A 13749-nucleotide genomic window follows, 5' to 3' on the forward strand; every position below is an offset into this window, starting at 1 on the left:
CAAGGGCAAGGCACGACGGGCAAGGCGCCAAGGGCAAGGCACGACGGGCAAGGCGCCAAGGGCAAGGCACGACGGGCAAGGCGCCAAGGGCAAGGCGCCAAGGGCGAGGCGCCAAGGGCGAGGCACGACGGGCAAGGCGCGCGGCGCGAGGTGAGGCACGAGGCCGAGGCGCGGGGCGAGGCGCGGGGCGCGGGGCGAGGTGAAGGGCGATGGCGCGAGCGGCGGCGGCGCGATGGCGCGAGGGGCGATGGCGCGAGGCGCGATGGCGCGAGGCGCGATGGCGCGAGGCGCGATGGCGCGAGGCGCGATGGCGCGAGGCGCGATGGCGCGAGCGGCGATGGACCAGGGGCGGGCGACGAGGGGCGGGCGACGAGGGCATGACTCCGCCCGGGCGCGGGGGCGCTAGGCGTGACCGCGGGCGGAATGGCGGAACGCCGCGGGAGAGGCCGGCGGGCGGCAGAGGCTCCGCGCGCGTGCCCGGCTCGGGGAGGCGGCGGCCTTCGGCGTGGGGTGGAACTTTGCCGGGCACGGGGGCGGAGCAGGATCAGTTGGGGTGGGGCTTTGCGGTGGGGCTCCGTAGGGGATGGACCGGGCCCTCCTCGATGAACAGCAGGGGGGCTCGGGCGCCGTAGCGGGCCGGCAGTTCGAGGCGGGCTCGGTCGAGGTCGCGGGTGCCGATTTCGAGGCCGGTGCCGTCGTGGCGGGCTCCGATGGAGACCAGGCGGATGCCCCGGTGGCTCCAGAACTGGATGTCGGCCAGTACCCGGTCGTGCCAGAAGGCCAGGTCGGTTGCGGAATGGTCGGCGTCGCGGACGACGATGCAGGCGTCCTCGGCGGCGCGGCGGATGAACTGGTCGAAGGCCGCCGACGGCACGCGGTAGACGATCGCCCGTACCCGCTGCTGGTCGACCTCGAGGCCGGCGTAGCTGTCGGCGAACTCGGTCCGGCCGCCGCGGTCGATGCGGTCCATCGCGGCTTCCAGTTTGGCCGGGGTGGCCGGCATGAGCAGGCCGGCCACCGGCACGTGTTCGGCTCGGCGGTGGAATTCGCAGCCGGCCGTGCTCCAGCCGCCGGTCAGGCCCGGGCGGTCCACCGGCTGATCCTCCGGCTGATCGCCGCATCCGGCGATCATGAGGATCGCCCCGACCGTCGCTGCCAGTCCGGCCAGGAATCGAGCGCGGTACATCGCATTCCCCCTCTCTACCCCGGCCCGGCGCTGCCCGCCAGGCGAGACCCGCAGGGCTCAACGACCGAAAGCCGCGAACCGCGCATTCAGGGAATCTCAGTCGGTCAGCGCCGGATCGACGGTGGGGCGGGTGGCCCGGGTGGCGCCGAGGATGACCACGGCCACGCCGAGCAGGAGAAGCACCAGTCCCGGCAGCGCGGCCGGGCGCGGCGTCTGCCCCAGCCAGAGCCAGGCGAGCAGGGCGGCACCCGGCACTTCCAGCAGGATCAGGACGCTGACCGTGGTGGCCGACGTGCGCTGCAGGGCGTAGTTGAACATCGAGTGACCCAGCAGCTGGGCCCCGACGACCAGGGCGAGGATCGCGGCCCAGGTGTGCGCGTCGTAGCCGCCGAGCTGAACGCCGGAGACCAGGCAGACGATCAGGAGCAGTACGGCGCAGACGCCGTAACAGATCCAGGTGTACGTGGTCGTGCTCAACGTCGCCCGCGCCTGCTCGCCGAGCGCGGTGTAGGCGGCCGCGAAGATCGCGCCGAACAGGGCCAGCACGTCGGCCAGAACCGCCTGCCCGGAAACGCCGACGTCGGCGCCCGTGGCCCAGGCCGCGCCGGCCACGGCCAGCACGATGCCGGCCCATCCGGCCGCCGAGGGGCGGCGGCCCTGAGCCAGGGCGATCAGGCCCTGCCACACCGGCTGCGTGGCGACCAGCGCCGTCGCGGTGGCCACCGAGCCCAGCTGCACGCTCGGCATCCAGGTGGCGAAGTGCGCGGCCAGCGCCACCCCGGCCAGCACGCCGAAGAGCACGGACCGGCGGGACGCGCCCCTGATCTCGGAGCGCCGGGGCCCGTACGTGATGGGTGTCAGCGCAACCGTCGCCAGGAAGTTGCGCCAGAAGGCGATGGCCAGGGCCGGAGCGGCCGCGAAGGCGATCAGCGGCGCCGACGAGGACACCGCGAGGACGGCGACGGCCAGCGCGGCAACCGACCCGTTCACGCGCGATGAGGGCTTATTCATCCCCGGCCGTCGCTTCTTGCGGACTTGTACACCACAGTTCATTGACGCCTATTGAACTGAGAGTGACGCTGTCGTTACAGTCACCGAGGTTTCGCATGACCCCTTTGAACCCCTGATGCCTCGGAGGCTGATTTACCATGCCCGCATACCGTGCGGTCGTGTTTGACTTTTTCGGCACACTCACCCGCTCGGTCCAGCGCGGACCTCAGCACGCCGAGATCGCCCGGGCCCTCGGCGCCGATCCGGAAGCGGTCCGCGGGGTGCTGGACCGGACGTTCCGGGCACGCGCCCGGGGCCGGTACGGCTCCGCGGAAGCCACCCTACGATGGGTGATCGAGCAGGCCGGTGGCCGCCCCCTGACCGACCAGGTGCGAGCCGGCGTGCCGGCCCGGATCAGGGCGCTCAAGGCCGACACCCGGCTGCGCGACGACGCGGTCAGCGCCCTCGCCGCGATCAAGCGCCGCGGCCTGTCCACGGCGGTGATCAGTGACTGCACACATGAGCTGCCCGCCTTCCTGCCGAGCCTCCCGGTGGCGCCGCTGCTGGACGCGACGATCTACTCCGTACGGCTGGGAATCTGTAAGCCCGACCCGCAGATCTACCTGGCGGCGTGCGACGAGCTCGGCGTCCAGCCGAGCGATTGCCTGTACGTCGGTGACGGCGGCAGCCACGAACTGACCGGCGCCGCGGCGGTGGGCATGACGCCCGTCCGGCTGGCCGCTCCCGACCTGGCCAACCACCTCACCTTCGACGCCGACACGAACTTCGCCGGCCGTACGGTCCGCTCGCTGACCGAGATCGTCGGGCTGGTCGATCAGGCCCGGGTCTCACAGCCCGCGGCCGCTTAGGATGACGCGGTGACTTCACCGCTGCTCGACGAGGCCCTGAAGAAAGCGGCGCTGGCCTGGATCTCGGTCGGGGACGGGCCGGCGCTGGCGCTCTGGTGCCTGCCGCTGGAGGGCACGCTGATCGTGGTCAGCGGCCCCGGCGAGCAGTTCGCGCCCGGGCTGGCCGAGGCGACCCGGGCGACCGTGCGGCTGCGCGGCGACAACGGCGGCCTGATCCTGGTCACCGAGGCGACAGTGACGCGGCTGACGCCGGGCAGCGAGGAGTGGGAGACGGTCGCGCCGCAGCTCGCGGTCAAACGCCTGAACGCCTCGGGCACCGCCGAGCAGGTGGTGGCCCGATGGGCGGAGACGGGCTGCGCGGTCGTACGGCTGACGCCGGCGCCCGGCCAGGCCCCGCTCAGCCGCCCGGACCTGCCCAAGGACTCCGGCGCCGCGCCACCCCGCGAGACCCCGGCCCGGGTCGAGGTGACCCGCCCGTTCCGCCTGCACAAGGTCCGCAAGCGCTGACCCGTCAGCCGACGAACGGTGGTACGGCGATCTCGCCGGCCGCGACCGGCCACACGTGGCCGGCGACGGTGGCCGCAGTGGCCGCGCCGGCGAGGGCCGTGACCGTGCAGTCCAGCCGCGACGGGCGTTTCATCTCGATGCCCTGGTGGATGCGGTACGACCAGATGCCGTCGGCGGGGAGCAGGCCGGCGTCGACCAGCCACACGCCCAGGGCCAGCGCCGCCGACCCCGTGGCCGGGTCCTCCGGGACCGCGCCGCCGGGGATGAAGACGCGGCTGTGGGCCTCCGCCGTCTCCGGATCCCAGGCCACCACGCTGAGGTCGCTGATGCCGTGTGACTCGGCGGCGTGGGGGTCGATGCGGATTTTGGCCAGCGCTTCCCGGCGTACGGGGAAAACCACCCAATCCAAGCCGCACCCGGCCCACCGTGCCGCACCGCCCGCATGGTCCTCGGCCGTGAGGCCGGTGACGGCCAGCAGGTGCTCGACCGGCACGGGAGCGCCCAGCGACGGCTTGCCGCCGGTCAGCGTGGCCTCGCCGTGTGACGTCACCGTGATCGGCAGCAGGCCGGCGCCGCACTCCTGGGTCACGTCGCCGGCCGGGAACAGGCCCCGGCGCATCGAGGTCACCGCGGCGCCCACGCTCGGGTGACCCGCGAACGGGATCTCCGACTCCGGAGTGAAGATCCGCACACGATAGGTGGCCGTAGGGTCGGTGGGCGGGAGCACGAACACGGTCTCGGACAGGTTGAACTCGCGGGCCAGAGTGTGCATCTGATCTGCGGCGAGACGGTCCGCGCCGTAGACGACCGCGAGTGGATTGCCCGCGAACGGGCGATCGGTGAATACGTCCACGATCTCGTACGCCACACCTGACATGTCCGGACCCTAACCTAGGCTGAAGGCGTGACCATGGGGACGAGGGTTTATGTGGCCCGCCTCGCCGGTCTGCCCGTGTTCGACCCCAACGGGGACCGGGTCGGGCGGGTACGCGACGGCGTGGTCCGCCTGCGCACCACGACCCGGCCGCCTCAGGTCGTGGGACTGGTGGCGGAGATGGCGCTGCGCCGGCGGATCTTCCTGCCGATCGGGCGGGTGACGTCGATGGACGCCGAGAACGTCGTGCTCAGCAGCGGCAGTCTCAACCTGCGGCGGTTCGAGAAACGGCCCAACGAGCTGCTCGTCATCGAGGAGCTGCTCGACCGCCGGGTCGAGGTGGTGCCCGAGCACGGCGAGGGCCCGGCCACGCCGGGCACGGTCGTGGACATCGGAATGGATCTCAACCGCAACAACGAGTGGCTGGTCACCCGGGTCGCCGTGCGGGAGCACACCGGGCGGCTGACCCGCCGCGGGCACGTCTTCCAGGCCGAGTACGAACGGGTGCGCGGGCTCGTGGGCCCCACCGACACGCAGGGGACCTCCAACCTGCTGGCGCTGCTCGAGCAGATGCGCCCGGCCGACATGGCGAACGCGCTGCAGGACCTGCCGGACGCCCGCCGGAACGAGGTCGCGGCCGCGCTCAGCGACCGGACGCTGGCCGACGTGCTGGAGGAGCTGCCCGAGCACGATCAGGTGGAGATCCTGGTCCGGCTCGACCGGGAGCGCGCCGCCGACGTACTGGAACGCATGGATCCGGACGACGCGGCCGACCTGCTGGCCGAGCTGCCCCAGGCCGAGCAGACAGTGCTGCTCGACCTGATGGAGCCGGAGGAGGCGGCGCCGGTCCGGCAGCTGATGAACTACCGCCCGGGCACGGCCGGCAGCGTGATGACCTCGGAGCCGGTGATCCTCACCCCGGACACGACGGTGGCCGAGGCGCTGGCCCGCATCCGGGAGCCGGAGCTCTCCCCGGTGGTCGCCGCGCAGGTTTTCGTCGCGCGGGCGCCGTCGGCCACGCCGAGTGGGAAATACCTGGGCATGGTGCATTTCCAGCGGCTGCTGCGCGAGGCCCCGGCGTCGATCCTGGGCGGGATCGTGGACAACGACATCGAGCCTCTGCGTCCCGACGCGAGCCTCGCCGAGATCATCAAACGGATGGCGACGTACGACCTGGTGGCGATGCCGGTGATCGACTCGACGCACCGGCTGGTCGGCGCGGTGACCGTGGACGACGTGCTCGACCACTCGCTGCCGCGGGACTGGCGCGAGCGGGACAGCCTGGGCACCGATGAGACGGACGAGGTCACGCTGTGACGGAGCCTCGGCGGGACCGCCTGGATCAGCCCGTCGAGCCGGGACGGGTGCGGCTGCCCCGGTTCAACCCGGAGGCGTTCGGGCAGTGGTCGGAGAACATCGCCCGCTACATGGGCACGGCGCAGTTCATCGTGTGGATGACGCTGGTCATCGGGGTCTGGTTCCTGTGGAACACGTTGGCGCCGGCGAACCTGCGCTTCGACCCGTACACGTTCACGTTCCTGACCTTGATCTTGTCGTTGCAGGCGTCGTACGCGGCGCCGCTGATCCTGCTCGCGCAGAACCGGCAGACCGACCGGGACCGGCTGGCGATGGAGGAGGACCGGCGGCGGGCCGCCATGCAGAAGGCCGACACCGAATATCTGGCCCGGGAGATCGCCTCGCTGCGGATCGCCCTGGGCGAGGTCGCGACCCGCGACTTCCTGCGCTCGGAACTGGCCCGGCTGGCCGACGAACTGGACGAGGCGGCACACCGCCGGGACAAGCGGGCGCGGCAGGAGTGGGAGGACGACCGCAAGGAGTGGGAGGCGGAGCACTAGTAAGGAGCGACGTAGCATGGCATCCATGTCCGCTCCCGCCTCCACCATCGAGGACGCGATTCAGGCCGCTCTGGCCACGGTCGACGACCCCGAGATCCGCCGCCCGATCACCGAACTCGGCATGGTCAAGGGCTTCACTGTCGCCGACGGCTCGGTCCGGGTCGAGTTGCTGCTCACCGTGGCCGGCTGCCCGCTGCGCGACAAGCTGAACAACGACATCACCGCCGCCCTGACGAAGATCCCCGGCATCTCCTCGGTGAGCATCGATTTCGGTGTGATGTCCGAGGAGCAGCGCAAGGCGCTGCAGACCACGCTGCGCGGTGGTTCCGCTTCGGCGGAACCGGTCATTCCGTTCGCCCAGCCCGGCTCTCGCACGAGGGTGTACGCCGTGGCCAGCGGCAAGGGCGGTGTCGGCAAGTCCAGCGTCACCGTCAACCTGGCGGCCGCCCTGGCCAAGCGGGGCCTGTCGGTGGGTGTGATCGACGCCGACATCTACGGCCACTCGGTGCCGCGCATGCTGGGCGTCGAGGCCCGCCCGACCCGGGTCGAAGAGATGATCATGCCGCCGCAGTCGCACGGCGTGAAGGTGATCTCGATCGGCATGTTCACCGCCGGCAACGCGGCAGTGGTGTGGCGCGGCCCGATGCTGCACCGCGCGCTGCAGCAGTTCCTGGCCGACGTCTACTGGGGCGACCTCGACGTTCTGCTGCTCGACCTGCCGCCGGGCACCGGCGACGTGGCGATCTCGCTGGCCCAGCTCCTGCCGAACGCGGAGATCCTGGTCGTCACCACCCCGCAGGCGGCCGCGGCCGAGGTGGCCGAGCGGGCCGGGGCGATCGCCCTGCAGACCCACCAGCGGGTCATCGGCGTCGTGGAGAACATGTCCTGGCTGGAGCTGCCGGACGGCTCGCGCATGGAGGTGTTCGGCGCGGGCGGCGGGCAGACCGTGGCCGACTCGCTGACCACCTCGATCGGCGCCTCGGTGCCGCTGCTGGGTCAGGTGCCGCTGGACACCCGGGTCCGCGAGGCGGGCGACGCCGGCGACCCGATCGTGCTGGCCGCTCCCGACGCGCCGGCGGCCAAGGCCCTCGACGCCGTCGCCGCCAAGCTGGCCGTCCGCCGCGACTCCCTGATCGGCAAGCCGCTGAGCCTCTCGGTCATGGCCAAGAAGTAACGCGATCGCCGCCGGTGAGATGGCAGTCGGTTTTTCGACGCCCGCGGGGTTTGCGGGTGGCGGAAAATCGCCTGCCATCTCACCGGCGGCGATCGCCCGCGGAGCGAAGCGGAGCCAGCCAGCTAAGTAGCGTCCAGGTCCAAGGTTCGCGCCTTCGGTGCCGCCGGTGAAACCGACGGGGCCGAGGGCGCTTTCTTGATGTCGGCGGCGTCGGCCACGTCGGCCAGGTCGCTCCGCACGCCGCTCAGGTCGGACTTCACGTCCTCGAGGAGGCCCTGCAGCGGCTTGCGGATCGCCGCTTCCTCGTCCTCGCTGATCAGGTGCTTGCGGATGAACGCCTTGGGGTGAAGGTCCTGCAGCTGCAGGTCGGTGCCGAGCTCGCGGTTGAGGTCGCTCGTCGCGTTCTGCGCCATGGCGCGCAGGCCGCGCAGCATGCGCATGCCGTCGCCGATGACCTTCGGAAGCCGCTCGCCGAAGATCAGCAGCGCGAGCAACAGCAGCGCGCCGATCTCCCACCAGTTCAGGTTTTCGAACATGAGGGCTGCCTCCCTTGTCTCCGCGCCCAGCCTACGCACGGAACCTGTCGGGTGGCAGTCCCGAGCGAGGGTTTGTCCTGTCGCTCCCACGTGACCTGCAGGACAAACCCTCTAGTTGGAGTCCGCGACCAATGTCACGGAGGCCGTCTGGGTCTTGGTGCCGCGACGGTACTCCACCGAGACGGTCGAGTCGGGAGCGTACTTGCGCACGAGGGCGATCAGGTCGGTGCCGTCCTCGACCGCGTGACCGTCGATCTTGGTGACCACGTCGCCCGCCTTGAGGCCGGCGGTGGCGGCCGGGCCCGAGGGCTCGACCGAGCGCAGCCGGGCGCCGGTCGCGCTGGTGCCGCCGGTGGCGACCTCGGCGCCGATCACCGTACGCCGGGCCTTGCCGGTGTCGATGATGTCACCGGCCACCCGGCGGGCCTGGTTGATCGGGATGGCGAAGGCCAGGCCGATGTTGCCGGCCTCGGTCTCGGTGCCGCCGACCGAACGGATCACCGAGTTGACCCCGACCACCTGACCGGCCGCGTTCACCAGCGGGCCGCCGGAGTTGCCCTGGTTGACCGCGGCGTCGGTCTGGATGGCCGCGTAGTACCGGGTCGTGCCACCCGACTCGCCGCCCGCCTCGATGGCCCGGTCGAGCGCGCTGACGATGCCGGCGGTGACCGTGTTGACCAGAGCCAGCGGCGATCCGAAGGCGAGCACCGGGTCGCCCACCGCGAGCGAGTCGGAGTTGCCGATGGCGACCGGCGTGAGGTTGGACTTGGCGACCTTGATCACGGCGATGTCGGACTCGGGATCGCGGCCGACCACCTTGGCCCCGGCCGTCGAGCCGTCGCTGAACGCGACCGACATGGTGTCGTCGTCGGCGCCCTCGACCACGTGGTCGTTGGTGATCACGTAGCCGTCCTTGGACACCACGAAGCCGGAGCCGATCGCGCCGGTCACCCGGACCGTCACCACGCTGGGCAGCACCTTCTTGGCCACGCCGGCCAGCGAGTCGGGCGCCCGGTTGGCCGCCGCCGGGGCGTCCTCGGCCGGCGCGCCCAGGCTGGACGAGGCACCGCCGCCGACCCCGCCGCGCACGGCGAAGACATAGCCCAGCGTGCCGCCCAGGCCACCCGCGAGCAGCGCGGTGACCAGGCAGATCAAGAGAATTGGGGTGTACGAACGACGGGGCGCGTCCGGGTCGGTGACCGGCTCCGGAGGCGGGCCGGGGGTCTGCGGGCCGCTCGGCACGACGACGGCGGCCGGAGCGTACGGGTCGCGCCACGGGTCGGCCATCGACCCGGACCACAGCGCGTCGGACCCCCAGGGCGAGGGTGGCTGACCATTGGCAGGCGGCGGAGTGGGACGCGCGTTCCAACCGTCGGTCACGTCGGTGCCTCCACTCATGTTCCGCCCGGCTCCCCCTCCAGAATGACACGGATCCCTCGCACTGCCTCTCCCCGGCCCTTTTATCCCATCGACGCCCGGCTGCGTGCTAGAGGACCATCGTCTTACTCTTTATGCGCATCCTCAGCCGCTCCCGGAGGTTCGTCATCGTCCCGTCAGCCCGCTCCATCGGTCCCCAGCCGGCCACCAACGGTTCCCAGTTCGCCGAGGCGTACGCGGACGAGGACATCGTGCTCCAGACCGCGCGCAGCCTTGCCCACGAGCTCGGCCTGTTCAGCGTCACCCCGGCCGCCGGGTCCGTGCTGCGCCTGCTGGCTGCCGCGGGCAGCGCCAAGGCGGTGGTGGAGATCGGCACGGGTACGGGCGTGAGCGGTGTCTGGCTGTTGCGGGGCATGCGGGCGGACGGGGTGCTGACCACCATCGACGTCGAGAACGAGCACCAGCGGATCGCCCGGCGGATCTTCGTCGAGGCCGGGTTCGCGGCGTCGCGCACCCGGATCATCACCGGGCGGGCGCTCGACGTACTGCCCCGGCTCGCCGACGGGGCGTACGACCTGGTCTTCGTCGACGCCGACCCGACCGAGTTCGGTGCCTGCGCCGACGAGGCGCTGCGACTGCTGCGCCCGGGCGGCGCGCTTGTGATCAACGGCGTGCTGGCCGGCGGCCGGATCGCCGACCCGTCGGCCCGCGACGTCGACACGCTCACCATCCGCGAGACGGTCCGCTCGGTGCGCGAGTCCGAGGAGTGGATCCCCGCGGTGATCCCGTCCGGCGGCGGGTTACTGACCGCCGTCAAGCGCTGAGAGGTAGCGCAGCAGAGTCCGGGTGCCCCAGCCGGTCGCGCCGCGCCGGGTCGCCGGCTCCTCGGTGTCGCTCCAGGCCGGTGCGGCCATGTCCACGTGAGCCCAGCGGTTCGCGTACGGCCCGAGGAAGTCACGCAGGAACAGGGCGGCCACGACGGCGCCGGGGCCGCCCGTGGGCGAACTGTGCCGGTCGGCCACGTCGCTGCGGAGCAGGTCGCGGTATTCGGCCGGCAGTGGCATCCGCCACATCTTCTCCCCGGCCCGCTCACCGGCCGCCCGCAGGGCGCCGGCCAGCTCGTCGTTCTCGGTGAAGAGGGCGGAGATCTCGGGGCCCAGCGCGACCTTCTGCGAGCCGGTCAGGGTGGCCAGGTCGACGATCACGTCGGGATCGAGGCCCTCGACCGCGTAGCCGAGCGCGTCGGCCAGCACCAGGCGGCCCTCGGCGTCGGAGTTGGTGGTCTCGGTGGTGCTGCCGTCGTACTGGGTGATCACGTCGCCGGGGCGGAACGCGGAGCCGCTCATCGCGTTCTCGGCCAGCGGCATCAGGGCGGTGATCCGTACCCGCAGTCCAAGGTCGGCCGCGGCGAGCGTGGCCGCGGCCACTGCGGCCGCGCCGGCCATGTCGTTCTTCATCCGCTTCATGCCCTCGCGGGTCTTCACCGAGAGGCCGCCGCTGTCGAACGTGATGCCCTTGCCGACCAGCACCACGTGGGTGGTCGCGCCGGGCGGCCGCCAGGTCATCTCGACCATGCACGGGCGCCACTTGGAGCCGCCGCCGACGGCGCGCAGGCCGCCGAAGCGCTCGATGCCGGGGCCGGCGTGGACACGTACCTCGACGCCGGGCCGCCGGGCGGACGCGCCGGAGATCTCCTCGGCGAACCAGTCCGGGATCTTCAGGTTCGACGGTGTGTTGGTGAGGTCGCGCGCCAGCCAGGTGGCGCGGGCCGCGATCTGCGCCTGGGCCAGGCTCCGGGCGTACACCTCAGGCCTGGTCGTGACCAGATCGATCGGGGCCGTGCGGGGTTCCTCGCGGGCGTCGCGATAGCGGTAGCCGCCGAGCCAGAGGCCCTCGGCGAGGTCGCGGACGTCCTCGTCGACGAGGATCTGCAGCGGCTCGTCGCCCACCTGCCGGACGATGGCCGCGCCGGCGGCACGCCAGCCGGGGCGTACGTCGGCCAGGAGGACTTTCGCCGGACGGCTCAGCGGCCGGCGCAGGACGATCAGCGGATCGGGACCGTCACCCAGAGCGGCGATCTCGTCACCGAGGGCGCCGTCGACGTGCGACAGTGGACCCGACGAGCCGATCGGCACCACGCGGGTCAGGCCGTCGTCGAGGCGGTCGGTCAGCCGGATCGGAAACACGGGAGCATGACCTTTCTCGAAGACGTGGAAAGCCCGCCGGTACGGGCGGTACCGTACCGGCGGGCTCGCGTGAAACGTCAGCCGGCGATCGACTTCAACGCGTCACCCAGCGCGCTGGCCTCGTCCGGAGTCATCTCAACGACGAGACGGCCACCACCTTCCAGCGGGACACGCATGACGATGCCCCGACCCTCCTTGGTGACCTCCAGCGGACCATCGCCCGTCCGCGGCTTCATCGCCGCCATCTTGTCTCCCCTCAGACCCACATCAGGGTGTCGGTGGGTTACCCCACAGCCACTTGTCAACGGTCACGTGCTCAGCCCCACGTGACGTGGTACCTCGTATCCGACCGGCGGCCGAGGGGCCTTTGCGCGTCATCACGCAGAGCGGCCCACCGTGCCGATCAAACATTTTCCCTGATGAACACCGGCGAACCCAAACCCAGCCCGGGCGGATGTGACAGCGTCTAGCATATCGTCTTTTGGGCTGTCACAATGTGCGGTCATGCAGGCGCGGTCCGCACTCTTCGACCTGTACGGCGACTACCTCCGTCCCCGAGGGGGCCGTGCGCCGGTCGCGGCCCTGGTCAAGCTGCTCGCGCCACTCGGCATCGCTCCTCCCGCTGTGCGCACCGCGGTGTCCCGCATGGTGCGCCAAGGCTGGTTGCACCCTATGCGATTGGTCTCAGGACCGGGATATCTCCTGACCCCGAAAGCCGCCCGGCGGCTCGACGAGGCGGGGGCGCGAATCTACCGGACCGGGCGGGTGAGCTGGGACGGCAAATTCGACCTGATCCTGCTGCACGGCCCGCTGGCCAAGCGGGACGCCGCCCGGCTGGCCTACCTCGGCTACGGGTCGCTGGGCGAGCACGCGTGGGTCGCGCCCCGGGCCGTCGAGGAGGCGGACACGGTGCTGACCGACGCCGGGGTGCCGTACGAGCGGTTCAGCGCCGCCCACGCGGCCGGCTCCCCGGGCGCGGCCGAGGTCGTCGGCAAGGCGTGGGACCTGCCCGAGCTGGCCCGCTCCTACGAGGACTTCGTGTCCGACCTGCGACCGGTGGTGACCACGGTGAACGCCCGGAGCAGCGACGAGGAGGCGTACGCGGCCCGCTTCCGCCTGGTCCACTCGTGGCGCTCGTTCCTGTTCCGCGACCCTCAGCTGCCCACCTCCCTGCTGCCGGCACCCTGGCCGGGCACGAGCGCGGCCGGCTTCTTCGACCGGCACGCGGCCCGGCTGCGCCCCGCGGCCGACCGCTATGTGGAACGTTGCCTGCAGTCCGTGACTCGCTCCCGTGTGGGATTCTCAGACTCATGACAGACTCCCTGCTGGTCGACCGCAGCGACGCGGTGGTCACCCTCACGCTCAACCGGCCGTCGGCGATGAACGCCCTCGATGTGGACCTCAAGGAAGCGCTGCGGGACACGCTGGCCTCCCTGGAGTCGGACAAGTCCTGCCGGGCGATCGTGCTGGCCGGGGCCGGCACGGCCTTCTGCGTGGGCCAGGACCTGCGCGAGCACGCCGAGCAGCTGGAGTCGGGGCGCACCGACCTGGACACCGTCCGGGTGCACTACAACCCGATCGCGCAGCGGCTGGCCAGCATGCCCAAGCCGGTGGTGGCCGCGGTGCGGGGCATGGCCGCCGGCGCGGGCGCCTCGCTGGCCCTGCTGGCCGACTTCCGGATCGGCGGGCCGAAGACGGGCTTCCTGATGGCGTTCGCCAACGTGGGCCTGGCCGGCGACAGCGGGGTCTCGTGGTCGCTGCCGCGGATCGTGGGGCACGCGCGGGCGCTGGAGCTGCTGCTGCTGGCCGAGCCGGTACGGGCCGAGGCCGCGTACCAGATGGGCCTGCTCTCGCGTCTGACCGAGGACGACGAGCAGGTGCTGCCGGTCGCCCAGGAGCTGGCGGCGCGGCTCGCGGCCGGTCCGACGGTGGCCTACGGGGCGATCAAGCGCGAGCTCTCGATCGGCGACGCCGGCACGCTGTCGGACGCGCTGGCGGCCGAGGCGCAGGCCCAGGCCATCTGCGGGGCGACGGCCGACCACAAGAACGCGGTCAACGCCTTCGTGGCCAAGCAGAAGCCCGCCTTCGAAGGCCGCTGATATTACCCATTTGGGATCGCCAAATTCATAGGTCTCGATACATAGGCTCCTCCTGACGCGTCCTACCGGGCGCGCGTACCCCGTGGGAGGACCGA

The 13749-nt window shown here is 71.8% G+C and carries 15 protein-coding genes; 8 read left to right on the forward strand and 7 right to left on the reverse strand.

Features of this window, described 5'->3' with window-relative positions:
• Window positions 1–544 precede the first annotated feature (544 nt).
• Window positions 545–1186 (reverse strand): hypothetical protein, encoded by a 642-nt coding sequence (locus AB0C26_RS14360; RefSeq protein WP_360246793.1) that lies wholly within the window; start codon window positions 1184–1186, stop codon window positions 545–547.
• Between the two features lie 96 nt (window positions 1187–1282).
• The gene (locus tag AB0C26_RS14365) at window positions 1283–2197 is read right to left on the reverse strand and encodes a DMT family transporter (RefSeq protein WP_360246795.1); all 915 of its coding nucleotides are present in this window, start codon (window positions 2195–2197) and stop codon (window positions 1283–1285) included.
• A gap of 137 nt (window positions 2198–2334) precedes the next feature.
• On the opposite strand from AB0C26_RS14365, the gene AB0C26_RS14370 reads away from it, so the two are divergent.
• Both AB0C26_RS14370 and AB0C26_RS14375 read left to right on the forward strand, forming a co-directional pair.
• Window positions 2335–3045, forward strand: coding sequence for an HAD family hydrolase (locus AB0C26_RS14370; RefSeq protein ID WP_360246797.1), 711 nt, complete (start codon window positions 2335–2337; stop codon window positions 3043–3045).
• Window positions 3046–3054: 9 nt separating this feature from the next.
• Complete coding sequence (locus AB0C26_RS14375; protein ID WP_360246799.1) at window positions 3055–3552, forward strand: hypothetical protein; 498 nt, start codon at window positions 3055–3057, stop codon at window positions 3550–3552.
• Between the two features lie 4 nt (window positions 3553–3556).
• On the opposite strand, the gene AB0C26_RS14380 is transcribed toward AB0C26_RS14375, so the two are convergent.
• Window positions 3557–4429: a PhzF family phenazine biosynthesis protein gene (locus tag AB0C26_RS14380; RefSeq protein WP_360246801.1), complete on the reverse strand. Its 873-nt coding sequence runs from the start codon at window positions 4427–4429 to the stop codon at window positions 3557–3559.
• Between the two features lie 27 nt (window positions 4430–4456).
• Here AB0C26_RS14380 and AB0C26_RS14385 point away from each other — a divergent pair, with 27 nt between their 5' ends.
• The 3 genes from AB0C26_RS14385 to AB0C26_RS14395 are packed head-to-tail and all read left to right on the forward strand — an operon-like array spanning window position 4457 to window position 7456.
• Entirely contained in the window at window positions 4457–5743 is a 1287-nt protein-coding gene (locus tag AB0C26_RS14385; protein WP_360246803.1) for a magnesium transporter MgtE N-terminal domain-containing protein, read from the forward strand.
• Window positions 5740–6282 carry a DUF1003 domain-containing protein gene (locus AB0C26_RS14390; protein ID WP_360246805.1) on the forward strand — a complete coding sequence of 181 codons (543 nt, stop codon included), beginning with the start codon at window positions 5740–5742 and terminating at the stop codon, window positions 6280–6282. Before AB0C26_RS14385 ends, AB0C26_RS14390 begins: the two co-directional genes overlap by 4 nt.
• A gap of 25 nt (window positions 6283–6307) precedes the next feature.
• Window positions 6308–7456 carry an Mrp/NBP35 family ATP-binding protein gene (locus AB0C26_RS14395; RefSeq protein WP_360246807.1) on the forward strand — a complete coding sequence of 383 codons (1149 nt, stop codon included), beginning with the start codon at window positions 6308–6310 and terminating at the stop codon, window positions 7454–7456.
• Between the two features lie 122 nt (window positions 7457–7578).
• Here AB0C26_RS14395 and AB0C26_RS14400 read toward each other — a convergent pair whose 3' ends face one another.
• Window positions 7579–7992: a preprotein translocase subunit TatB gene (locus tag AB0C26_RS14400; protein ID WP_360246809.1), complete on the reverse strand. Its 414-nt coding sequence runs from the start codon at window positions 7990–7992 to the stop codon at window positions 7579–7581.
• 111 nt (window positions 7993–8103) lie between these two features.
• Entirely contained in the window at window positions 8104–9372 is a 1269-nt protein-coding gene (locus AB0C26_RS14405; RefSeq protein WP_360246811.1) for a trypsin-like peptidase domain-containing protein, read from the reverse strand.
• 248 nt (window positions 9373–9620) lie between these two features.
• Here AB0C26_RS14405 and AB0C26_RS14410 point away from each other — a divergent pair, with 248 nt between their 5' ends.
• Window positions 9621–10193, forward strand: coding sequence for an O-methyltransferase (locus tag AB0C26_RS14410; protein ID WP_360248229.1), 573 nt, complete (start codon window positions 9621–9623; stop codon window positions 10191–10193).
• Here AB0C26_RS14410 and AB0C26_RS14415 read toward each other — a convergent pair.
• Together AB0C26_RS14415 and AB0C26_RS14420 are read right to left on the reverse strand one after the other, a co-directional pair.
• Window positions 10170–11555, reverse strand: a complete 1386-nt coding sequence (locus AB0C26_RS14415; protein WP_360246813.1) for a leucyl aminopeptidase family protein — start codon at window positions 11553–11555, stop codon at window positions 10170–10172. The genes AB0C26_RS14410 and AB0C26_RS14415 overlap by 24 nt on opposite strands.
• 77 nt (window positions 11556–11632) lie before the next feature.
• Window positions 11633–11800 carry a DUF3117 domain-containing protein gene (locus AB0C26_RS14420; RefSeq protein ID WP_014694782.1) on the reverse strand — a complete coding sequence of 56 codons (168 nt, stop codon included), beginning with the start codon at window positions 11798–11800 and terminating at the stop codon, window positions 11633–11635.
• 259 nt (window positions 11801–12059) lie between these two features.
• Here AB0C26_RS14420 and AB0C26_RS14425 point away from each other — a divergent pair, with 259 nt between their 5' ends.
• Together AB0C26_RS14425 and AB0C26_RS14430 are read left to right on the forward strand one after the other, a co-directional pair.
• Window positions 12060–12869, forward strand: a complete 810-nt coding sequence (locus AB0C26_RS14425; protein ID WP_360246815.1) for a PaaX family transcriptional regulator C-terminal domain-containing protein — start codon at window positions 12060–12062, stop codon at window positions 12867–12869.
• The gene (locus tag AB0C26_RS14430) at window positions 12866–13654 is read left to right on the forward strand and encodes an enoyl-CoA hydratase-related protein (RefSeq protein ID WP_360246817.1); all 789 of its coding nucleotides are present in this window, start codon (window positions 12866–12868) and stop codon (window positions 13652–13654) included. Before AB0C26_RS14425 ends, AB0C26_RS14430 begins: the two co-directional genes overlap by 4 nt.
• Window positions 13655–13749: the final 95 nt, after the last annotated feature.

It is taken from the genome of Actinoplanes sp. NPDC048796, assembly GCF_040650035.1.
Classification (GTDB): Bacteria; Actinomycetota; Actinomycetes; order Mycobacteriales; family Micromonosporaceae; genus Actinoplanes.